This is a genomic window from Kitasatospora sp. Ki12, from assembly GCF_054601375.1.
Genome location: NZ_BAAIHT010000001.1, coordinates 1,265,258 through 1,287,346 on the forward strand (window position 1 = coordinate 1,265,258; position 22,089 = coordinate 1,287,346).

General features: G+C 72.6%; 19 protein-coding genes and 1 tRNA gene. 3 read left to right on the forward strand and 17 right to left on the reverse strand.

Translation table 11 applies throughout. The annotated features are described in order from the left end of the window. Positions 1-7 precede the first annotated feature (7 nt). Positions 8-799, reverse strand: a complete 792-nt coding sequence (locus ACYP53_RS05340) for a methyltransferase domain-containing protein (RefSeq protein WP_459646746.1) — start codon at positions 797-799, stop codon at positions 8-10. A gap of 111 nt (positions 800-910) precedes the next feature. On the opposite strand from ACYP53_RS05340, the gene ACYP53_RS05345 reads away from it, so the two are divergent. Next, entirely contained in the window at positions 911-1,408 is a 498-nt protein-coding gene (locus ACYP53_RS05345; RefSeq protein WP_189924958.1) for a MarR family winged helix-turn-helix transcriptional regulator, read from the forward strand. 30 nt (positions 1,409-1,438) lie between these two features. On the opposite strand, the gene ACYP53_RS05350 is transcribed toward ACYP53_RS05345, so the two are convergent. The 5 genes from ACYP53_RS05350 to ACYP53_RS05370 all read right to left on the reverse strand — a co-directional run bounded on the left by ACYP53_RS05350 (position 1,439) and on the right by ACYP53_RS05370 (position 5,350). Beyond that, a complete protein-coding gene (locus tag ACYP53_RS05350; RefSeq protein ID WP_459646747.1) occupies positions 1,439-2,380 on the reverse strand; it encodes a LuxR C-terminal-related transcriptional regulator in 942 nt (313 codons plus the stop codon). 321 nt (positions 2,381-2,701) lie between these two features. Continuing rightward, positions 2,702-3,664 (reverse strand): UDP-glucose 4-epimerase GalE, encoded by a 963-nt coding sequence (gene galE / locus ACYP53_RS05355; RefSeq protein ID WP_459646748.1) that lies wholly within the window; start codon positions 3,662-3,664, stop codon positions 2,702-2,704. 223 nt (positions 3,665-3,887) lie between these two features. Then, positions 3,888-4,556: a response regulator transcription factor gene (locus ACYP53_RS05360; RefSeq protein ID WP_189924952.1), complete on the reverse strand. Its 669-nt coding sequence runs from the start codon at positions 4,554-4,556 to the stop codon at positions 3,888-3,890. 162 nt (positions 4,557-4,718) lie between these two features. Then, positions 4,719-4,791 (reverse strand) — tRNA-Thr (locus ACYP53_RS05365). A 106-nt stretch (positions 4,792-4,897) separates the two neighbouring features. After that, positions 4,898-5,350 carry a winged helix-turn-helix transcriptional regulator gene (locus tag ACYP53_RS05370; protein ID WP_459646749.1) on the reverse strand — a complete coding sequence of 151 codons (453 nt, stop codon included), beginning with the start codon at positions 5,348-5,350 and terminating at the stop codon, positions 4,898-4,900. A gap of 183 nt (positions 5,351-5,533) precedes the next feature. Here ACYP53_RS05370 and ACYP53_RS05375 point away from each other — a divergent pair, with 183 nt between their 5' ends. Next, positions 5,534-6,130, forward strand: coding sequence for a flavodoxin family protein (locus ACYP53_RS05375; RefSeq protein ID WP_189924947.1), 597 nt, complete (start codon positions 5,534-5,536; stop codon positions 6,128-6,130). Positions 6,131-6,191: 61 nt separating this feature from the next. On the opposite strand, the gene ACYP53_RS05380 is transcribed toward ACYP53_RS05375, so the two are convergent. The 5 genes from ACYP53_RS05380 to ACYP53_RS05400 all read right to left on the reverse strand — a co-directional run bounded on the left by ACYP53_RS05380 (position 6,192) and on the right by ACYP53_RS05400 (position 12,579). After that, a complete protein-coding gene (locus ACYP53_RS05380) occupies positions 6,192-7,526 on the reverse strand; it encodes an MFS transporter (protein ID WP_459646750.1) in 1,335 nt (444 codons plus the stop codon). A gap of 83 nt (positions 7,527-7,609) precedes the next feature. Next, positions 7,610-8,803, reverse strand: a complete 1,194-nt coding sequence (locus ACYP53_RS05385) for a S8 family serine peptidase (protein ID WP_459646751.1) — start codon at positions 8,801-8,803, stop codon at positions 7,610-7,612. A gap of 102 nt (positions 8,804-8,905) precedes the next feature. After that, complete coding sequence (locus ACYP53_RS05390) at positions 8,906-10,234, reverse strand: S8 family serine peptidase (RefSeq protein ID WP_459646752.1); 1,329 nt, start codon at positions 10,232-10,234, stop codon at positions 8,906-8,908. 129 nt (positions 10,235-10,363) lie between these two features. After that, the gene (locus ACYP53_RS05395; protein WP_459646753.1) at positions 10,364-12,031 is read right to left on the reverse strand and encodes a WXG100 family type VII secretion target; all 1,668 of its coding nucleotides are present in this window, start codon (positions 12,029-12,031) and stop codon (positions 10,364-10,366) included. Positions 12,032-12,075: 44 nt separating this feature from the next. Beyond that, on the reverse strand, positions 12,076-12,579 hold the full coding sequence (locus ACYP53_RS05400; RefSeq protein WP_459646754.1) for a hypothetical protein: 504 nt from the start codon (positions 12,577-12,579) through the stop codon (positions 12,076-12,078). Between the two features lie 389 nt (positions 12,580-12,968). Between ACYP53_RS05400 and ACYP53_RS05405 the strand changes: the two genes are divergently transcribed. Next, the gene (locus ACYP53_RS05405) at positions 12,969-14,843 is read left to right on the forward strand and encodes an FUSC family protein (protein WP_459646755.1); all 1,875 of its coding nucleotides are present in this window, start codon (positions 12,969-12,971) and stop codon (positions 14,841-14,843) included. Positions 14,844-14,897: 54 nt separating this feature from the next. On the opposite strand, the gene ACYP53_RS05410 is transcribed toward ACYP53_RS05405, so the two are convergent. The 6 genes from ACYP53_RS05410 to metG all read right to left on the reverse strand — a co-directional run bounded on the left by ACYP53_RS05410 (position 14,898) and on the right by metG (position 22,044). Then, a complete protein-coding gene (locus tag ACYP53_RS05410; protein ID WP_189924936.1) occupies positions 14,898-16,715 on the reverse strand; it encodes an ABC-F family ATP-binding cassette domain-containing protein in 1,818 nt (605 codons plus the stop codon). 235 nt (positions 16,716-16,950) lie between these two features. After that, a complete protein-coding gene (locus ACYP53_RS05415) occupies positions 16,951-17,868 on the reverse strand; it encodes a 4-(cytidine 5'-diphospho)-2-C-methyl-D-erythritol kinase (protein WP_459646756.1) in 918 nt (305 codons plus the stop codon). Continuing rightward, positions 17,865-18,818: a 16S rRNA (adenine(1518)-N(6)/adenine(1519)-N(6))-dimethyltransferase RsmA gene (gene rsmA, locus ACYP53_RS05420; RefSeq protein ID WP_459646757.1), complete on the reverse strand. Its 954-nt coding sequence runs from the start codon at positions 18,816-18,818 to the stop codon at positions 17,865-17,867. Before rsmA ends, ACYP53_RS05415 begins: the two co-directional genes overlap by 4 nt. A gap of 28 nt (positions 18,819-18,846) precedes the next feature. Then, the gene (locus ACYP53_RS05425; protein ID WP_459646758.1) at positions 18,847-19,446 is read right to left on the reverse strand and encodes a Uma2 family endonuclease; all 600 of its coding nucleotides are present in this window, start codon (positions 19,444-19,446) and stop codon (positions 18,847-18,849) included. Between the two features lie 94 nt (positions 19,447-19,540). Next, a complete protein-coding gene (locus tag ACYP53_RS05430) occupies positions 19,541-20,419 on the reverse strand; it encodes a TatD family hydrolase (protein WP_459646759.1) in 879 nt (292 codons plus the stop codon). Positions 20,420-20,421: 2 nt separating this feature from the next. Beyond that, a complete protein-coding gene (metG, locus tag ACYP53_RS05435) occupies positions 20,422-22,044 on the reverse strand; it encodes a methionine--tRNA ligase (protein WP_189924925.1) in 1,623 nt (540 codons plus the stop codon). Between the last annotated feature and the right edge of the window lie 45 nt (positions 22,045-22,089).

The window sequence follows — 22,089 nt, forward strand, 5'->3', positions numbered from 1 at the left end:
ATCCCGCCTACCGCTTGACCCCCACCGCGAAGATCCGCCGGAACGGGAAGACCGTCCCGGACGGCCCGGCCGGGTAGGCCTCGCGCAGCAGCCGCCCGTACTCGGCGAGGAAGGCGGCCCGGTCCTCCGGGTCGGCGAGCCGGGTCAGGACGGGGCGCAGCGCGGTGCCCTTGACCCACTCCAGAACCGGGTCCGATCCCGGCAGCGGGGTGAGGTAGGTGGTCTCCCAGACGTCCGGCTCGCAGCCGGCGGCGGCCAGGGCGTCGAGGTAGCGCTCGGGCGGGTGGACGCCGGCGCGGACCGGGTCGTCGCCGAGCAGGGCGCGCCAGCGCGGGCCGCGGCGCAGGTCGGCGAGCAGGGTGTGGCTGGGGGCGTCGAAGTTGCCGGGGACCTGGAAGGCGACGGCACCACCGGGGCGCAGGGCGGCGGCCCAGCGCGGCAGGAGACCGAGGTGGCCGTCGATCCACTGCAGGGTGGCGTTGGAGACGACGAGGTCCGGCCGGGCCGGCGCGGGGTCGTAGTCGCGGGCGTCGGCGAGCAGGTAGTCGGCGGTGGGTTCGCCCTCGGTACGGGCGGTGGCGAGCATCGGGGCGGAGTTGTCGACGCCGGTGAGGCGGGCGTGCGGCCAGCGTTCGCGGAGGACGGCGGTGGAGTTCCCGGGGCCGCAGCCGATGTCGAGGATCGACTCCTCGCCGGGGTGCGGGAGGGAGGGGACGCGGGCGAGCAGGTCGCGCAGCGGGCGGGTGCGTTCGTCGGCGAAGCGCAGGTACTGCTCCGGGTCCCAGACGGGGGTGGTCATGGTTCACCTCGCAGGTATCTCGACATCAAGATATCTCGATGTAGCCTCGCTGGCACATTTCTCGATGTCAAGAGACTTCACATCGACACATCCACCGATACACTGATCGTCATGGAGGACGAGGTCGACAGGCTGGTCGCAGCGTGGCGCCGGGAGCGCCCCGACCTCGACGTGGAGCCGCTCGAGGTGCTCAGCCGGGTCAGCCGGCTCGCCCGGCACCTGGACCGCGCCCGCCGCACCGCCTTCGCCGAGCACGGCCTGGAGCCCTGGGAGTTCGACGTCCTGACCGCCCTGCGGCGGGCCGGCTCCCCGTACCAGCTCTCCCCCGGCCAGCTGCTCACCCAGACCCTGGTCACCTCCGGCACCATGACCAACCGGATCGACCGGCTGACCGGCAAGGGCCTGGTCAAGCGGCTGCCCGACCCGGACGACCGGCGCGGCGTGCTGGTCCGGCTCACCGACGACGGCCGCGACCGCGCCGACCAGGCACTCGCCGGACTGCTCGCGCACGAGCGCGAACTGCTCGCCCAGCTCACCTCCGGCCAGCAGACCGAACTCGCCGCGCTGCTGCGGCAGCTGGTCGCCCCGTTCGACAACATCCCGGGCTGACCCGCGACCACAGCCGGCCCGAGCCCTTCGTCACGGCCTCTCGACGGTGGCCGCCACGGACGGCGGCGGTGGCACGGACGGCTCGGCGGGGCTGACCCCGGCCCGGCGGGCGACCGCGACGGCGGCCAGCGTGGAGTGCACCCCCAGCTTGCCGAGCACGTTCTGCATGTGCGTCCGGACGGTGTGCGGCGACAGGTAGAGCCGCTCCGCGACGGCCTGGCGCCCCAGGCCCGCGACCATGCAGCGCAGGATCTGCTTCTCCCGCGGCGTGAGGGTGTCCACCAGCCGCTCGCTCTCGGTGCGGTCCCGGCGGGCGGTGGTGAGTTCGCGGATCACCCCGGTGAGCAGCGCGGGCGGCAGGTGCGTCTCGTCCCGCAGCACCCCCCGGACCACCGCGAGCAGCCGGGCCAGTGAACTCTCCTTCGCCACCCAGCCGGTGGCACCCGCGTGCAGGGCGCGGGCGGCGCGGTGCGGATCGTCGGCGGTGGCCAGGACGACGGCGCGGAGCCCGGGGTGCGCCCGGCGGAGCCGGGCCAACAGGGTGATGCCGTCGGGCGGTGGGGCGGTGGTTCTGAGCTGATCGACCCGGACCGGGTCCGGGCGGGCGCCGACCGGCGGCACACCCGGCACCGCGGACGGCACCCCGGGCGGTACGGCCGGCCGGCGCGGCGGCGGCAGGGGCGGGACCGCCCGGCGCCGGACCTCCTCGACGGATTCCGTACCGGGCCGTCTGCGCACCGTCGGTGGAGCCGCCCCCGGCGGACCGAGGGCGCCGCCGGCCCCGAGGTCGGCGTCGATCAGCGCCACGTCGTAGGGCCGGCCCTCGGTGGCGGCGCGCTCCATCGCCCGCTCGGCCGCCGCCGCGCTGCCGGCCGCGCCCACCTCCACGTCGGGCTCGGCGGCGAGCGCCGCGGCCAGTGCCTCGGCGAAGATCCGGTGGTCGTCGACCACCAGGACGCGAATCCGCCCCATCGTCCCTCCCCCTGCTCAGACCGCCCGAGCCCGGGAGCGGGGACCGGTCCGGCGTCCGCGTTCCGGCCTGCCGATCCGCCCGCCCACCGGTGGCCGGTGAGGTCGAAAGGGCGCCGGCCCCCCAACCGGTACCGATCTCAGCGTACGGGGTCGGGAAAGGCCCTCGTGGCGATTTGGTGAAGTTTCGTCAGAAGGTGCGTGAGTGGCGGGGTTTGCCCACCGGCCGGTGCTCCGACGGTCCGGACGCCGGACGCGGACGCCGCTCCCGGAGCGGCGTCCGGGAGCGGCGTCTGCGATGTCCGGCCGCCGTGACCTGCGGGCCTAGCGGCCGTTCTTCTCCAGGGTGAACTTCCAGGCGTCGGCGACGATGTCGTCCAGGCTCGGGCGGCGCGGGGTCCAGCCGAGCGCCTCGTGGGCACGGGCGGCCGAGGCCACCAGCACCGCCGGGTCGCCGGCCCGGCGGCCCTCCACCCGCACCGGGATCTCCTTGCCGGTGACGCGCTTGACCGACTCGATCACCTCGCGCACCGAGAAGCCGCTGCCGTTGCCCAGGTTGCAGATCAGGTGCTCGCCCGGCTTGGCGGCGTCCAGCGCCAGCAGGTGGGCATCGGCCAGGTCCGCGACGTGGATGTAGTCGCGGATGCAGGTGCCGTCCGGGGTCGGGTAGTCGTCGCCGTACACCGCGATGTGCGGGCGCTGCCCGAGCGCGGCCTGGAAGACCAGCGGGATCAGGTGCGACTCGGGGTCGTGCCGCTCGCCGTACGCGCCGTACGCGCCGGCCACGTTGAAGTAGCGCAGCGAGACGGCGGCCAGGCCGTGCGCGACGGCCTCGCTGGTGATCAGGTGGTCCACCGCGAGCTTGGTGGCGCCGTAGGTGTTGGTCGGCGCGGTGCGGGCGGTCTCGGCGATCGGCACGGCCTCCGGCTCGCCGTAGGTGGCGGCGGTCGAGGAGAAGACGAGCTTGCGCACGCCCGCCTCGCGCATCGCGCTGATCAGCTCCAGCGAGCCGGCCACGTTGTTGCGCCAGTACTTCTCCGGGTCCACGACCGACTCGCCGACCTGCGAGGAGGCGGCGAAGTGCAGCACGCCGTCGAAGGAGCCGTCCAGCACCCGGCCGGCCTCCTGGATCCGGCCCTCGACGAACTCGGCGCCGGCCGGCACGCCCTCGCGGAAGCCCGTCGAGAGGTCGTCCAGGACGGTCACCTGGTGCCCCGCCTCCAGCAGGTGGGCGGCCACCACGCTGCCGACGTAGCCGGCGCCACCCGTTACCAGGTACTTACTCATGTTGAGACCTCCAGCGGGCGATGGTCCGCGCGGTCGGCGGATGCCATCGACGGAATGCGTACGACTGCGGCCATTCTCCCAATCCGCCGGAGTGCTCCGGACCACACGGGGGCCGTGCGCGGGCTTTTCACCAACTCCTCAGCCCCCGGACATCCCGGCCCGCGTGCCGTTCCGCCGAGCGGCCGCACCGGGCCGCTCCGCCGGCGGCCTGCCGCGGGCGCCCTCAGCCGCCGGCCATCCGCTCCAGCAGACCTGTGCGCGCCGCCACCGCGGCCGCCTCCAACCGGGTCCGCGCGCCGAGCTTCATCAGCACCCGCTGGACGTGCGTCCGGGCGGTGCTGGCCGCGATCCGCATCCCGGCGGCGATCGCGGCGGTGTCCTCGCCGTCCGCGATCCGGGCCAGTACCTGCACCTCACGGCGGGTCAGCAGCCGCAGCAGCCGCACCGCCTCGTCGTCCGGTTCGGGTGCCGGGCGCAGCAGTTGGTCGAAGGCGCCGCGCAGGATGTCCACCGCGACCGCGGCCTCGCCCGCCCGGGCCCGCCCGATGGCCCGCTCGACCACCTCGATGCGCTCGTCGCTGGGCACGTAACCCGCCGCTCCGGCCGCGAACGCCCCGGCCACACCGCGCAGTTCACCCACCGGCCCGAGCACGATCACGGCCACCTCGGGACGTTCGCGGCGGATCCGGCGCAGCCCGTCGAAGGCCCCCGACTCCCCCGGTGCGGCCACGCCCAGCAGACACACCTCGGGCCGGCGCCCGGCCACCAGATCGGCGGCGACGGCCGCCGGGGAGCCGACCGCGAGCACCCGGTGGCCGCGCAGCTGGAGCGCGGTGGCCAGGGCCTCGGCCAACAGCCGGTGGTCGTCCACCACCACGAGTCGAACGCCCATGACGCCCTCCCGGTCGGGGTCCGGCTCGCGCCCGCACCCCTAGGGCGGTCGGCCGGTGACGCACCATCACAGCGCATTCCGTACCCGACCCGCCAGCCCGTGCCGGCGGTGATCGGCGGAAACGCGAAAGACCCCCGCCACGAGGCGGGGGTCTTCCAGTTGAGCCCCCATGCGGAATCGAACCGCAGACCTTCTCCTTACCATGGAGACGCTCTACCGACTGAGCTATAGGGGCTTGCCGGGTTTTCACCGGGCCGGTCGAACAAGGAAGACATTACACGGCCGTCGGCCCGGAAGGGAAATCGGCTCCGCACCGGGCCGTCCGCGCCTCTCCCGGGAGCTCACTCCCCGGCGTGCGCGGCGTGCGCGGCGTCGAACTCCTCGCGGGCCGCCAGCATCCGGTCGGCCCGGTGCTCGGTCCACCGGCCGAGCGGCGTGACCAACTCGGCCAGCTCGCGGCCGAGCGGCAGCAGGTCGTAGACCACCCGCGGCGGCGTCTCCGGGTAGACCGTGCGGAGCAGCAGGCCGCTGCGCTCCAGGTTGCGCAGCGACTGGGTGAGCATCTTGCGGCTGACCCCGCCGATCCCGCGCTGGAGCTCGGAGAAGCGCTGCGGCCCGCAGGCCACCAGGCTCATCAGGATCAGCAGCGACCACTTGTCCGCCAGCTCGGCGAACACCGCGCGGCTGGGGCAGACCTGGGCGAAGACGTCGTACCCCTGCTCCGCCGCTCCGTCGCCCGCCGGTCGGTCCTCGCACTGCCCGGCCCGGGCGGGGGCAGCTTCCTCGGTCGTCATGTCGTCCAGGGTAGCCCCTGGTCTCCAATCCATCCTTGGTAACCAATGGAGACCTGGTCTATATTGGAGACCGTAGACGGACCGGGGCCGCCACCGCGCGTCCTGCCCCCGGTCCGTCCACTACGTCCTGGTGCGTGCCCTCGTGCCGGCTCCCGCCCGTCCCCCTTCCCCAGGAGTGCCCCGATGACCGCCACCCGCCCCACCGTCGCCCTCGCCTACCACTCCGGCTACGGCCACACCGCCGTGATCGCCGAGGCCGTCGCCCGCGGGGCCGCCGCCGCGGGCGCCGAGGTCGTCACCATCGCCGTCGACACCATCACCGAGGAGCAGTGGGCCCAGCTGGACGCCGCCGACGCGATCGTCTTCGGCTCCCCCACCTACATGGGCACCGCCTCCGGCGCCTTCCACGTCTTCGCCGAGGCCAGCAGCAAGCGCTGGTTCACCGACGCCTGGAAGGACAAGGTCGCGGCCGGCTTCACCAACTCCGCTTCCAAGAGCGGCGACAAGGCCGGCACCCTCGGCTACTTCCAGACCCTCGCCGCCCAGCACGGCATGAACTGGGTCAACCTCGGCCTCAAGCCCGGCTGGAACGCCACCACCGCCTCCGAGGACGACCTCAACCGCCTCGGCTTCTTCAGCGGCGCCGCCGCCTCCTCCCCCTCCGACGCCGGCCCGGACGCCGTCCACAAGGCCGACATCGCGACCGCCGAGCACCTCGGCGGGCGCGTCGCCCGGCACACCGCCGTCGTGCTGGCCGGCCGCGCCGCCCTGGCCGGCTGACCGGCCTGCCTCTGCGCCCTGCCCGCGCCCTGTCGCCTGCTTCCCTTCCCGCCCGGGCGCCCTACGCCGCCGGATCCGCCCCCAGCAGGGGCGCCCGGCGGCGTCCGCCGTCCACCGCCCCGAGCTCGGCGCCGGTCGTCTCCGGCAGCAGCCGCAGACACCCCAGGGCCAGCACACCCAGCCCCGCCAGGTACCAACCCACCGGCTGCGCCGTCCCGTACGCCTCGGTCAGCCGCGTCGCCACCAACGGCGTCGTCGCCCCGCCGATCACCCCACCCAGGTTGTACGTCAACGCGGCACCCGTGTACCGCACCCGGGTCGGGAACAGCTCCGGCAGGAACGCCGCCACCGGCCCGAACATGCAGCCCAGCACCACCATCGCCCCCGCCAGCGCGACGAACATCAGCGCCCGGCTCACCGTCTCCAGCAACGGGAACAGCACCAGCGACCAGCCCGCCGCCAGACCCGTCGCCCACCGCAGCGTCCGCCGCCGCCCCCACCGGTCGCTGTACGAGGCGCTCAGCCACACCGTCACGGCCATGCCCACCGCGCCGACCAGCAGCATCGACAGCACCACCGTGCTGGCCACCCCCAGCCCCGACGTCGCGTACGCCAGCGCGTACGTCGTCGTCAGATAGAACAGCGCGTACCCCACCGTGATCGCCCCGCCGCCCGCCAGCACCGGACGCCAGTGCTCACGCAGCACCTCCACCACCGGCGGCCGCCCCGCCCGCCCGGCCGACCGGAACAGCGGCGACTCCTCGACCCGCAACCGCACGACCAGCCCCACCACCACCAGCACGAACGAGGCCACGAACGGCACCCGCCACCCCCACGCGCGGAACGCCCGCTCGTCCAGCCCGAGTTGCAGCGCCAGGAACACCCCGTTCGCCAGCACGAAGCCGATCGTCGGCCCCAACTGCAGGAAACCCCCGTACCGCCCCCGCCGCCCGGCCGGCGCGTTCTCCGCGATCAGCAGCGCCGCGCCACCCCACTCCCCGCCCAACCCGACGCCCTGGCACACCCGCAACGCCACCAGCACCGCCGGCGCCCACCACCCCCAGGCCACGAACCCCGGCAACACCCCCACCGCCGCCGTCGCCGACCCCATCAGCAACAGCGACACCACCAGCGTCGCCTTCCGCCCCACCCGGTCCCCGAAATGCCCGAACACCACCGCCCCCAACGGCCGGGCCAGGAACGCCACCGCGTACACCGAGAACGCCGCCAGCAACGCCCCCACCGCACCCAGCCCCGGGAAGAACACCGGCCCGAACACCAACGCGGCCGCCGTGCCGTAAATGAAGAAGTCGTAGAACTCGATCGCCGTCCCGACCAGCGCCGCAACCGCCGCCCGCCGCAACTGCCCTACCCGCCAGGCACCCTCCGCATCCATACCACCACCCTCACCGCGCCGCCCCCACCCCACCAGCCCCCACCCGGGTGACCCCGGCGCACACCCGCCACCCCACGCCCCACCTACCGCCCGCCCGCCACCCTCCGCCGCCGCACCACCACGAACACCACCCCGGCCACCACCACCAGCCCGGCCACCACACCACCCACAACCGGCAGCGCGCTGCTCGACCCCGACGCCCCCTCCGCCTTCGGCTGCACAGACGGCGCCCCGGACGGGCTCGGCACCACCGACGCCCCGGAAGCGGACGCGCTCGCCGAAGCCGTGGGCGCCACGGACGGAGCCGTCGACGGCGCAGCCGCATCGGCCGGGAGCGGCGACACGTTCGCCGGCCCGGGATCACCGGGCTCCGTCAGCGCGACCCGCGGCCGGACCGCACCCCACCCCGCGTCGTTCGTCCGGCTGTCGCCACCGTTGGGCCTGCCGGCAGTGTTGATGAGCCCCCGCAGGACCTGGTTCGCAGTCCACTCCTTGTGGACCGACCAGATCAGCGCGGCTGAAGCAGAAGTGAGTGCGGTCGCATCAGACGTTCCGTGGCCCGTGCAGTAACCGGAAGGCGCCGTACAAGCCGCGATCGTGTCCTGGCCGGGAGCGACGAGCGCGACCTGGGGCCCGGTTTCGGACTCCTCCGTCACCGTGCCGTTCCGGTCGATCGCCCCGACGCCGACGACATTGGGAAGCGCCCCCGGATACTCGGCCAGGTTTCCCGACTTCGCCGAATTCCCGACGCTGGACACCACCAGAGCGCCCTTCGCCCTGGCGGTCGCCAGAACCCGGTTCAGCTTGGCCACATCGGCAGGAAGCGCAGTCACCGACGAGACGCCCTGCGAGATGCTGACGACCTTGGCACCTTGATCGACCGCAAAGGTGACGGCCTGACCGATCTGATCGAGGAAGTCCGCCGTGACGGCGGACCCGGACCCGTTGTCAATCTTCAACGGAAGGATCTTGACGCCCGGAGCGAGCCCGTATGCCCCGTTCCCCCCGCGGTTCTTCCCCGTCCCCCCGATGAGGCTGGACATCATCGTGCCGTGTCCGTCGACGAAGGATCCCACGCCTCCCGGACTACCACTGAAGTCCTTGCCCGGCAGGAACTGCCCCACCAGATCCGGATGGTCCAGCTTGAAGCCGCCGTCGATCACCGCAACGGTGATGCCCTCGCCCTTCGAGACCTTCCACATCTCCGGGGCGTGCATGGCATCCAGGTGCCACTGCCCGGCCCGAATCGAGTCGTCTGCAAGGGCCGGTGCCACCACGGCCCCTGCCATACAGAGGCTCGCAACCCCCGTAGCCGCGAGCCGTCGAGGCCACGTCCAGCGGCTCCCCACCTGATCCCCCAACCGCACAGACTGCTTGAACTACTTCGCGTACGGGTTGTCCTCCGACGGCACCGGCGGCTGGTACGACGGCGGCAGGGGCGCCTGAACCTCGGCCTGCGGCGCGGCTACCTTCCGACGCCGCATCACCACGAACACCACCCCCGCCAGCACCACCAGCCCGGCCACCACACCACCCACGACGGGCAGCGCGCTGCTCGACCCCGAAGCCCCCTCGGCCTTCGGCTGCACCGGCGGTGCCCCGACAGTCACGTCAGTCGGACTCGCGGTCGGGTTCGGCAGCGGCGACACGGGAGCAGAAGCACCCGCCGATGCCGACGGGACGGCCGACGGCGCAGTCGTCGCCACGGGGATCGGCGACACATTCGCCGGCCCCGGATCGCCCGGCTCGGTCAGCGCGACGCGCGGCCGCACGATGCCGTAACCGATGATGTCGTTGCGGGCGGACCCGTCATGCGGCTTCCCTGCGGTGTTGATGAGCACCCGCAGGACCTGGTTCGCCGTCCACTCCTTGTGCGCGGACCAGACCAGCGCCGCCGAGGCCGATGCCAGAGCCGAGGCATCCGACGTTCCGTGGCCCTTGCAGTATCCGGAGTCTCCGGTGCACGCCTGGATGATGTCGATGCCGGGAGCGGCCAAGCTGACCTGCGGCCCCTGCTGGGACTCCGACGTCACGGTGCCGCTTTGATCGACAGCACCCACGGCCACCACATTGGGCAGGCCACTCGGATATTCCAGGAGGTTCCCCGACTGGAACGAGTTCCCCGCGCTGGAGAACACCAGTACACCCTTCTCGCGCACCCACGCAAGAATCTTGGTCAGCTTTTCCACATCAGTCGGGGATGCCGTGACGGCGGCCATTCCCTGCGAGATGTTGATGACTTTGGCGCCCTGCTCGACGGCATAGGTGACGGCCTGCCCGATCTGCCCCAGAAAGTCCGCTGAAACGGCCGCCCCCATCCCCACGTTCCCGGAGTTGATCTTCAGGGGAAGGACCTTGGCCCCCGGCGCAAGGCCATAAGCACCCGTACCACCATCCGCCTTGCCGGACCCTGCGATGAGGCTGGCCATCGCCGTACCATGACCGTCACCGTAGGAACCGACACCACCCGGGCTGCCACTGAAATCCTTACCGGGGAGAAGCTGCCCCACCAAATCCGGATGGTCGAGTTTGAATCCGTCATCGATCACGGCAACAGTGATGTTCTCTCCCTTGGAGATCTTCCACATCTCCGAGGCACGCATGGAGTCCAGATGCCACTGGTCGGCTCGGATCGAGCCATCGGCAGCCGCAGGTGCCGTGATTGGACCTGCCACCACTCCGGCCGCGAGGACTGCTGAGATGATCATCCGCCACCCCGCTCGCAGATTCGTCCGCCCCATCACAACTCCTCGTCGCCTTCTCCACGGCCGGGTGTGCTCTTCGAACAGGTCTGCCCGGCCACTGGTAGGGCCAGTGGCCGGGCAGACACCGCGGTCCTACTCAACCACGTCCGGGTTGCTCTGCGGCGTACCGCTGGTCCAGGTCTCCTCGTCCTCGTGCAGGTAGTCGGCCCGCTTGCGACGGTCGCGCTCGTTGCGGCCGCCGTGGCCGCCCATGCCGGGCGCCATCATGCCGTTCTGCCCTGACCGGGCACCCCCCTCGGCGGCTCCGGCTGCGGCCGCGCGGTTGCGCAGGCCGGTACCACCGGGCGTGAACTCCCCGCCGGCGGTCGGTCCCTTGCGGCCGCCGACCGTGCCGCCGGTGGTCGAGGCCAGGCCCCGGCCGCGCGAGCTGCCGCCCGCACCGACACCGCCGCCGTGGCCGCCGCCCATGCCGGGGTGCATCCCCATGCTGTTGCCGCTGTTCGGCCCGCCGCCGACCCGGCCGCCGCCCGGCCCCGCCTCACGGGGGCCGAAGACCGTTCCGGTGGGGATGCCCGGGGTGCCGTTCTTCCCGGGAGTCTGGCCGCCGAACGGCGTGCGGGAGTTGACGCTGCCGCCCTTGCCCGGGAAGTAGCCGCTGCCACCGCCCTTGCTCTGGACCGAGCCGCCACCGGGCCCGACCGGGAAGCCGGGCATCGGGCCGCCAGGACCGTTGGGTCCGCCACCGGGCCCGTTGGGACCGCTCGGGTAGACGGGGCCGGTCGGTCCGGTCGTCGGCCCGGGGCCGCCGCCGGGACCGTTCGGGCCGGTCTGAGTCGGCGCCGTCGGCAGGCTGTCCAGGCCGGTGCCCGGACGGGTCACCGGGTCCGACGGGTGGGACGGCGGGATCGAGGAGCCCGGATCCTGCGGGGCGGACGGCAACTGGCCGCCGTTGTATGGCGGCGTGGGGGTGGTCCGGCCCGGGCCGGACGGCCCGGTGGAACCCGATCCCGGGTTGTACGTCGCGGTGGAACCGCCGCCATAGCTGCCGCCACCGGAGGGACGGTAGCTCCCCCCAGTGCTACCGCCACTCGTCCGAGGGCTGCGAACGGAGCTTCCGGAGCCTCCGCCGGCGCCGCCACCCTTCGGGTAGTAGGACTCGTCACCTCGAGTCGTGCTACCCGGCGTCCCGGGCAGCACGACATTGTCGCCGAGCCCGTTCAGCGTCGTCGTGGCCGCCGAGTACGCCTGCCCCAGCTTCTCCATCTGGTGGACGGCGTCCTGGTGCGCCAGGTAGACCCGCTGAGCCGCGGCATCGGACTCAGCCGCGGTGACCCAGGTGCCGGGGTTGCGCTTCTTCATGATCGAGTCGAGGTTGGCCGGAGTGGGCCCCTCCAGCGTGAAGCCGGCGGCCGTGTGGGCCGCGGCATCCGGCGGGGCCTGCTTCTTGCGCGCGTTGACCGTGGCGATGTCACATGTCGGCACTTCCGGCACCGCGGCCTTCGCGAGGCTGAGCGCCTCGCCCGCCTGGTGCATGGCCCCGCCCGCGCCCGCGGAGTAGGTGCCCAGCACCTCGGCCGACTGCTGCAGGTTCCCGGCCCAGGTCTTGAAGCTCTCGGCGGCCTGCCCCTCCCACGTGATGGTGCCGATGTGCGACTTGAGGGCCGCGCTCAGCTCCTTCAGGACGCGGCCGGCGTCCTGGAGTTTGTTGCCCCGGTCCAGCACCAACGCGGGGTCGGTGCCGTCGACCATGCCCTTGAGCACAGCATGGTCGATGCTCTCGAAATTCGTTCCGTCTGCCACTGCCTACTCCCCGTTTCCCCGTGACCTGCCACCGACGACCGCCATCAGAAGTCTCCGGTGCCCCCGTTCGACCCCGCTGCCGGCTTCGTGACGCCCGCGCCCTTGGCGATCGATTTCTGTGCGGCCGTCGCGTGGTCCTCGTTGGTCGAGTAGTTGCCCGCCGTCTGCAGAACCGCCTTCTTCATCGCCTCGATCTGCGACACGAAGTCCTTGTGGAGCTTCACGAGCTGGGTGTGGACCTTCTCGTAGGCGGTGGTGAGGGCCGTTGCTTCCGCGAAGTTCGAAGCGCCGCCACCGCTGACGAAACTCGTTTGACTCAGCTTCTGTTGCTGCAGTTTGTAGGGCGCGGCCTCCGAGCCCTCCATGGCGGCGAGCAGCGCTTCGACCTTCGTCGCGAAGGCGGTGAGCGTCTGCAGCTCGATCTCGACGTCCTTCTTGCCGAAGGCCGCCACCAGATCGCCGGCGCTGCTGTTCGTCTGCGCGGTGCTGACGATGGGGGCGAGGTTGATGCCGCCGCCCCAGAGCCATGGGATCTTCTTGTCCAACATGAACGGCGTCGTGTCCCCCGAAGGGTTCGCCGGTGTCGGAGTCCCCTGACCCTTCGCGTCACCTTCTGCCACAGCAGTTCACCTCTCCCCCGTACGGTCGGTGGCTCCCCCGGTGTCCGGGGTGGCTCCGTGCCGCAACGCACCGTCAACTTCTCGGTCGTACCGTCCTGGTCGGCGGACCGCCCGCGCCGGGGTGGTCTTCGCCTCCGTCATGGTAGCCACCGCCTCTGTCGGGCGGGCAGGGACCTTGGCGCGCCCGTACGCGATCGGTACGAACTTGACACGTACAAGCGCGGGTTCGGGCCGCTGGGTAGACTGTCCCGGTACGCCCCATCTGCCGCGCAGCGTCGCACAGCAGCGACCCACGGCCGCAGAACGGACGTGTCCGCATGAGTCACCCGAAGGCCACCTCGTGGTGGGCCCGTGCCGCACGGCCGGCGCGGCCGCCGTTGCCGCTGGCGTTGATGGTGCGGGCGGCGGTGGGGATGGTGGTGCCGCTGGCGGTGGGGCTGGTGGCGGGCCGGGTGGACCTGGGGGTGTTCGCCGGGCTGGGGGCGATGCACGCGACGATGAACGACCGGGTCGAGCCGGGGCGGTTGCGGGTGGCGCGGATCGGCTCGGCGGTGTTCGCCTCGGCGCTCGGCATGCTGGTCGGTTCGGCTCTCCAGCACGCGGACGTGGACGGCTTCGGGCTGGGTGCGGCGCTGACGGTGACGGCGTTCGTGTCGGGTGCCCTGAGTGCGACGGGTCCGCGTGGTTCGGCGGCGGGGATGCTGTTGTTGGTGTCGGCCGCGCTGGGGAGCGGGATGCCGTTGCCGCGGCCGTGGTGGGCGGCGGCGCCGATGGTGGTGGCGGGTGCCGGGTTCGTGGTGCTGCTGGGGTTGCCGGCGGGGGTGTCGGGCCGGCCGGCCGCGGATCCGCGCAACCGGGCGCTGGCGGCGGTGTTCGAGGCCTTGGGCCGTACGCTCGCCGATCTGGGGACGGCGCGGGCGGCGGATTCGCGCCAGGTGCTGACGGCCCGCCTGAACCAGCTCCAGGACTTGCTGCCGGGCCGGGGTACGGCGGCTTCCAACGGGTTCGAGGCCGCGTTGGCGGCCACGGAGGCGGCGACCGGTCTGTTGTGGGCCCGGCGGGCCGTGCCGCCGGAGGTGGCGGAGGTGCCGGTACGGCTGGCGGCGGCCGTGCGGCGGGGCGGTGGGGAGGTCGGGGTCCCGGACTGGCGGCCGGACACGCCGTCCCGGCAGGCTCTGGACGTGGCGTTGCGCGCGGCCGCGGACACCGTGGCCGGCCGTGCGGTGCGGCTGGGGACGGCGCCGGTTCCGCCGCCGGATCCGTGGCGGCTGCGGGCGCGGCTGTGGTCGCGGCCTTCGGTGCGGTACGGGCTGCGGGTGGCGTTGTGCATCGCGGTGGGTGCGGCGGTGACCGCCAACTATCCGCTGAGCAGGAGCTACTGGGTGCCGATGACGATCGCGTTCGTGCTCAAGCCGGATCTCGGTTCGGTGTTCCTGCGCGCGGTGAGCCGTTCGGTGGGCACGGTGCTCGGGGTGGCGGTCACGGCGGCGTTGTTGCTGCTGACCACGGACCGGTGGGCGTTGACGGTGATGGCCGCGCTCTGCGTGGCGTCGTTGCCGTACGCGACGGCGGCGCACTACGGGCTGAACACGGTGGTGATGACGCCGATGGCGCTGGTCCTGCTGCAGCTCGGCGGTCAGAGCGGTGCGGCGGAGTTCTGGCCGCGGGTGCTGGATTCGGTGCTGGCGAGCGCGGTCGTGCTGCTCTTCGGCTGTCTGCTGTGGCCGGAGCGTCCGCGGCACCGGATCGAGCCCCGGCTGGTGGACGCGGCGTCGGCGTTGCGGGCCTACCTGGACGCGGTGACGGCGGGGCGGGCCGACCGGGCCGAGGTGTGGCTGCGTCGTACGGCGTACCGGGCGCTGGCGGATGCCCGCCAGGAGGTGCGGCAGGGGCTGGCCGAGCCGCCGCCGACGGGCCGGCTGGCGGAGCGGTGGCTGCCGGCGACGGCGGCGCTGGAACGGCTGGGTGGTGCGGTGGCGGCGTTCGCGGCGCAGATCCGGTTCGGCGGCCGGGTGCCGGATCCGGCCGAGGTGGACCGGGTGCGCCGGGCGCTGGACGAGTTGACGGCGGCCGCCCGGGCGCACCGTCCGCCGACGACCGCGGCGGATCGTCCGACCGGGCCGCACGACCCGGCGCGCAGTGCGCTGGGCCGTGCGGCGGACGAGCTCGAAACGCTCCTCGCTGGCGGCTAGCCAGGGGGAGAAGCTAGGAGAGAAGCCAGGGAGAAGCCGGGGGCCCGGGCGGGCTCAGACCTGCTCGGCCAGCTCCAGCCAGCTCATCTCCAGCTCCTCCTTCTCCTCCCGGACGGCGCGCAGCTTCGCGTCCAGGTCGGCGACCTTGGAGAAGTCGTTGGCGTGCTCGGCGAGTTGGGCGTGCAGCTTGGACTCCTTCTCGTCCAGCTTGGCGATCTGCCGCTCCAGCTTCTGCATCTCCTTCTTGGCCGCCCGCAGGTCGCCACCGGACAGTCCGGTGTCGGAGCCGGCCGCGGCGGGGGCGGCGGCCGGGGCGGCGACGGCGGCGGCCTCGGCGGCCATCCGGGCGCGCCGCTCCAGGTACTCGTCCACGCCGTTGGGCAGCATCCGCAGCTTCTTGTCTCCGAGCAGCGCGTGGACGACGTCGGTCGTCCGCTCGATGAAGAAGCGGTCGTGGCTGATGACGACCATCGAGCCGGGCCAGCCGTCGAGCAGGTCCTCCAGCTGGTTGAGCGTCTCGATGTCGAGGTCGTTGGTGGGCTCGTCGAGGAAGAGCACGTTGGGCTCGTCCATCAGCAGCCGGAGCAGCTGGAGGCGGCGGCGCTCGCCACCGGACAGGTCACCGACCGGGGTCCACTGCTTGTCCTTGCCGAAGCCGAACTGCTCGCACAGCTGGCCGGCGCTCATCTCCCGGCCCTTGCCGAGGTCGACGCGGGAGCGGACCTGCTCGACGGCCTGGAGCACCCGGGTGGTCGGCTCCAGTTCGGCGACCTCCTGCGACAGGTAGGCGAGCCGCACGGTCTTGCCGACCTTGATGACGCCGGACGTGGGCTGGACGTCGCCCTCGGAGGCCCAGGCGTCGCGCATGGCGCGCAGCAGCGAGGTCTTGCCGGCGCCGTTGACGCCCAGCAGGCCGATCCGGTCGCCGGGGCCGAGCTGCCAGGTGAGGTTCTCCAGAAGCAGCTTCGGGCCGGCCTTGACGGTCACGCCCTCCAGGTCGAAGACGGTCTTGCCGAGCCGCGCGTTGGCGAACTTCATCAGCTCGGACTTGTCGCGCGGGTCCGGCACGTCGGCGATCAGCGCGTTGGCGGCCTCGATGCGGTAGCGCGGCTTGGAGGTGCGGGCGGGGGCGCCGCGGCGCAGCCAGGCGAGCTCCTTGCGGGCCATGTTCTGGCGCTTCTGCTCCTCGACGGCTTCGATCCGGGAGCGTTCGGCACGGGCGAAGACGTAGTCGGAGTAGCCGCCCTCGTACTCGTGCACCTCGCCGTGCTGGACGTCCCACATCCGGGTGCAGACCTGGTCGAGGAACCAGCGGTCGTGGGTGACGCAGACGAGCGCGGAGCGGCGCTTCTGCAGGTGTTCGGCGAGCCAGTTGATGCCCTCGACGTCGAGGTGGTTGGTGGGCTCGTCGAGGACGACCAGGTCGGGCGAGCCGAGCAGCAGCTTGGCGAGGGCGATCCGGCGGCGCTCGCCACCGGAGAGCGGGCCGATGACGGTGTCCAGGCCGTCCGCGAAGCCGGGCAGGTCGAGGCCGCCGAAGAGGCCTTCGATGATGTCGCGGATCCGGGCGTCGCCGAGCCACTCGTGGTCGGCCCGGTCGGCGATCACCTCGTGCCGGATGGTGGCCTTCGGGTCGAGCGAGTCGTGCTGGGTGAGGACGGCCATCTGCAGTCCGCCGGAGTGGGTGATCCGCCCGCCGTCGGGCTCCTCCAGCTTGGCGAGCATCCGGATCAGGGTGGTCTTGCCGTCGCCGTTGCGGCCGACGACGCCGATCCGGTCGCCCTCGCTGACGCCCAGGCTGACCCCGTCCAGCAGGGCGCGGGTGCCGTAGACCTTCGTGACGGACTCGATGGTGGCGAGGTTGACGGCCACGTGTATTGCGCTCCTGGATTCGGCGGTCGCGGGGCGGTCCACCGCCCCTGCTCGGGCAGACCCCGATCTCCCCAGCCTAATGGGCCAGCGGCGACGGCCTCGCCGCGCTGCTCCGACGGCCTCGCCGCACGGCTCCGACAACGGACGGCAGCGCGGCCCCGCACCGGGACCGGGGCCCTGCGCGACGCCCGCCGCCCTACGCCACGGCCGCGGCCCTACCCGACGACCACGGGCCCTACCCGACGACCGCCGCCCCCGGGACCGGCCCGTACGTGGCGTGCGCCGTCCGGCAGGTGCCGGAGGCCCGGAGGGCCCGGGCGACGGCGGCGGCCGCGTCGGCGTCCTTGGCGAGGAAGGCGCAGGTCGGCCCGGAGCCGGAGACCAGCGCCCCGAGCGCGCCCGCCTCGGTGCCGGCCCGCAGGGTGTCGGCGAGCGAGGGGCGCAGCGAGAGGGCGGCGGGCTGGAGGTCGTTGGCGAGGGCGGTGGCGAGCGCGACGGGGTCGCCACCGGCGAGGGCGGCGAGCAGGGCCGGGTCGGCGTCGGGGGTGGCGACGTCGGTGTCGCTGGAGCCGGTGCCGGCCTCCTCGCGCAGCCGGTCGCACTCGCGGAAGACGGCGGGGGTGGAGAGGCCGCCGTCGGCGACCGCGAAGACCCAGTGGAAGGTGCCCTCGACGGCGAGCGGCTCCAGGATCTCGCCTCGGCCGCGGCCCAGCGCGACGCCGCCGTACAGGGCGAACGGCACGTCCGAGCCGAGCTCCGCGGCCAGTTCCAGCAGCGTCGCGGCCGGGGTGTCCAGCTGCCACAGCGCGTCGCAGGCGAGCAGGGCGGCGGCGCCGTCGGCGCTGCCGCCGGCCATGCCGCCGGCGACCGGGATGGCCTTGTCGATGTGCAGGTGCACGCCCGGGTCGGCGATGCCGTGGTGGGCGGCGAGGAGCCGGGCGGCGCGGGCGGCGAGGTTGCTGTCGTCGAGCGGGACGACGGCGGCGTCCGGCCCCGAGCAGGTCAGGGTGACGCCCTCACCGGGGGTGGCGGTGACCTCGTCGCCGAGGGCAACGGCGAAGAACACGTTGGCCAGGTCGTGGAAGCCGTCGGCGCGCAGGCCGCCGACCCCCAGCTGGACGTTGACCTTGGCGGGCACCCGTACGGTGATCACTCGCTGTCCTCGGCGGACTCGGCGGCCTCGGCGGACGCAACAGACTCCGCGGACGCAACAGACGCGACAGACGCGACAGGCCCGGCCGGCTTGTGCTCGGCGATCGCGGCGAACTGCTCCACCGTCAGCATCTCGCCGCGCAGCTTGTGGTCGATCCCGGCGGCCGCGAGCGCCTGCTCGGCGGCAGCGGCGGAGCCCGCCCAGCCGGCCAGGGCGGCGCGCAGGGTCTTGCGCCGCTGGGCGAACGCGGCGTCGACGACCGCGAACACCTCCTCGCGGCTGGCGGTGGTCTTCGGCGGTTCGCGGCGGATCAGCGAGACCAGGCCGGAGTCGACGTTGGGGGCGGGCCAGAACACGTTCCGCCCGATGGCGCCGGCCCGCTTCACGTCGGCGTACCAGTTGGCCTTGACGGAGGGGACGCCGTACACCTTGTTGCCGGGCTTGGCGGCGAGCCGGTCGGCGACCTCGCTCTGCACCATCACGAGGGTCCGCTCGATGCTGGGGAAGTGCGCCAGCATGTGCAGCAGGACGGGCACGGCCACGTTGTACGGGAGGTTGGCGACGAGCGCGGTGGGCGCCGGCCCGGGCAGCTCGGTGACCTCCATGGCGTCGCTGAACACCAGGTCGAAGGAGTCCGTCTTGCCGGGCATCCGGGCCGCGACGGTGGCGGGGAGGTGCTGCGCCAGCACCGGGTCGATCTCGACCGCCGTGACGTGCCGCGCCACCTCCAGCAGGGCGAGCGTCAGCGAGCCGAGGCCCGGGCCGACCTCCACCACCGCGTCCTCGGCCGTCACCCCACCCGCCCGGACGATCCGCCGCACGGTGTTGCCGTCGATGACGAAGTTCTGCCCGCGCTGCTTGGTCGGCTTCACGCCGAACGCGGCCGCCAGTTCCCGGATGTCGGCGGCGCCCAGCAGGTGGCTGTCAGGGGTGGGGTCGGTGCTGCTCACGCGCCAAGGATACGGGCGCGGGAGGGGCTCAGAGTTCGACCAGCGCCGCGAGGTCGATCTCCACGGGGTACGGGAGCGAGGTGCGGAGCACGCCCTCGTGCTGCGCGACGGGCAGGTAGACGCCCTTCTCGTCGTCCCGGTGGAACTCGTGGACGATCGGCAGGTCGTCGATGCCGCGCTCGACGCGCCAGTAGGACGGGATCCCCTTCTCGGCGAACTGCCCGGGCTTGCCGAAGCGGTCCCTGGACCGGGTCCCGGGCGACACGACCTCGACGGCCAGAACCACGGACTCGACCGGCAGACAGTCCAGCTCGAAAACGTCGAGACCGGTCTTGTCGAACACCACCACATCGGGCTTGGCCGTGTTGCTCTCGTCCAGCAGCATGCACCGCTCCGGCAGGACCGCATAGGGCTCGACGCGCGCAGCGAACAGCCCTCGCTCCAGCCCTGAGCGCACCAGGTCATGCCAGAAGTTCGTCTGCCCCCGGACCACAATGACTCCGTCCACCAGATCCCACTCGAACGGCAGGTCGAAATCCTGAGCCTGCTCGTACGTCCAGCCCTGGGCTGGCGGAAGGAACCATTCGACGCGATCGTCCACGGGTTCGCTGATCGGCTCGGCGGTCATTGCCACCTCCCTCACTGCACTCATGCTAACCAGCCCAGGAAGAAGCCGGGAGTGCCGAATCGTTCCTTCGAAACCCGAAATCCGTTCGACCGGCTCAGTACCCGAAGGCCCGCGCCGTGTTCGCCGCGATGGCCGTCGACAGCTCGTCCTCGTGGAGTCCCAGCGTGGCGGCCATCGAGCGGACCGTGACCGGGATCAGGTACGGGGCGTTGGGCCGGCCGCGGTAGGGGTGCGGGGTGAGGAAGGGGGCGTCGGTCTCGACCAGGATCCGGTCGAGCGGGGTGGCGAGCAGCGCGTCCCGCAGCGGCTGGTTGGCCTTGAAGGTGACCGGGCCGGCGAAGGACAGGTACCAGCCGTGCTCGGCGCAGGTCTTGGCCATCTCGGCGTCGCCGGAGTAGCAGTGGAAGACGGTCCGCTCCGGGGCGCCCTCCGCGAGCAGGACGGCGATGACGTCCTCGTGGGCGTCCCGGTCGTGGATGACCAGGGCCTTGTCGTGCCGCTTGGCCATCTCGATGTGGCGGCGGAACGACTCCTTCTGGATCTCCACGCCCTCCGGTCCGGTGCGGAAGTAGTCCAGGCCGGTCTCGCCGACGGCCCGCACCTGCGGGAGGGCGGCGAGCCGGTCGATCTCGGCGAGCGCCTCGTCCAGGGCGGCGGCGCCGCCGGCCTCGCGCTGCCGGCCGGACCAGCCGTCCGCGTCGCCGAGGAAGATCCGCGGCGCCTCGTTCGGGTGGAGGGCGACGGCCGCGTGGACCTGCTCGTACTGGGCCGCCAGTTCGGCGGCCCAGCGCGAGCCGGGGACGTCGCAGCCCACCTGGACCACCGTGGTGACCCCGACCGAGGCGGCCCGGGCCAGGCCTTCGGCCGGGGTGCCGGACTGCATGTCGAGGTGGGTGTGCGAGTCGGCCACCGCCACGGCCAGGGGTTCCGGCAGCGGCGGCGGGGTCGACCGGTCGACGTCCTTGGCGGCCATGGTCAGGCGGCCGGCTTCTCTTCGAGGCGCGGGAAGAGGATCTCGCCCTTGGTGACGGTGGCACCGGCGGGCAGCCGGCCCCAGTCGGCCACGGTGGCGACGGTCTGGGCGGAGAGCGCGCCCAGCCCGGCCGCCTCGGCGCCCAGCGAGGTCCACAGCTTCTCGGCGGTGGACGGCATCACCGGGTTGAGCAGGACAGCGGTGGCGCGCAGCGACTCGGCGGCGGTGTAGAGGATGGTCGCGAGGCGGGCCCGGCCCTCCTCGGAGTCGTCCTTGGCGACCTTCCAGGGCTCCTGCTCGGTGATGTAGCCGTTGACCTGCTTGACGAACTCGAAGATCGCCGCGAGGCCGCCGGCGAAGTCCAGCTCCTCGCCGATCTTGCGGTCGGCGGTCTCGACGGCCTTGGCGAGCCCGCCCTGCACGGCCAGTTCGGCCTCGCCGTCGGCGGCGGAGGCCGGCAGCACCCCGTCGAAGTACTTGCCGACCATCGCGGCGACCCGGGAGGCCAGGTTGCCGAAGTCGTTGGCGAGCTCGGAGGTGTAGCGGGCGGTGAAGTCCTCCCAGGAGAACGAGCCGTCCGTGCCGAACGGGATCGCCCGCAGGAAGTAGTAGCGGTACGCGTCCACGCCGAAGTGCGAGGTCAGGTCGGTGGGCGCGATGCCGGTCAGGTTGGACTTGGACATCTTCTCGCCGCCGACCATCAGCCAGCCGTTGGCCACGACGCGCTTGGGCAGCGGCAGTCCGGCGGCCATCAGCATGGCGGGCCAGATGACGGCGTGGAACCGCAGGATGTCCTTGCCGACCAGGTGGACGGAGGCCGGCCACAGCTCGGCGAAGCGCTCCGGGTCGCTGCCGTAGCCGGCCGCGGTGATGTAGTTCTGCAGCGCGTCGACCCACACGTAGAGGACGTGCTTCTCGTCCCAGGGCAGCGGCACGCCCCAGTTGAAGGTGGAGCGGGAGATCGAGAGGTCCTTCAGGTCCTGCTCGACGAAGCGCAGCACCTCGTTGCGGGCCGTGGCCGGCTGGATGAAGTCCGGGTTCGCGGCGTAGAACTCGAGCAGCTTCGGGCCGTAGGCGGAGAGGCGGAAGAAGTAGTTCTCCTCCTCCAGCCACTCGACCGGCTTCTTGTGGACGGAGCAGAGCTTCTCGTCCGCGGTGGCGCCGTCGAGCAGCTCGGCCGGGAGCTTGAACTCCTCGCAGCCGACGCAGTACGGGCCGGAGTAGCCGCCCTTGTAGATCTCGCCCTTGTCGTACAGGTCCTGGACGAACTCCTGCACGCGGTCGGTGTGGCGCTGCTGGGTGGTGCGGATGAAGTCGTCGTTGGCGATCTCCAGGTGCTCCCAGAGCGGCTTCCAGGCCTCCTCGACCAGCTTGTCGCACCACTCCTGCGGGCTGACGCCGTTCGCCTCGGCGGTCCGCATGATCTTCTGACCGTGCTCGTCGGTGCCGGTCAGGTACCACACCTTCTCGCCGCGCTGGCGGTGCCAGCGGGTGAGGACGTCGCCCGCCACGGTGGTGTACGCGTGGCCCAGGTGGGGGCGATCGTTGACGTAGTAGATCGGGGTGGAAACGTAGTACGCCGGGGCGCTCGCCCCGGTGGTGCTGTGGTCTGCAGTGGCCGCCATGGTCGGAAAGCTTAGTCGGGCACGCGGGCCGCCCTCGACCGAGTT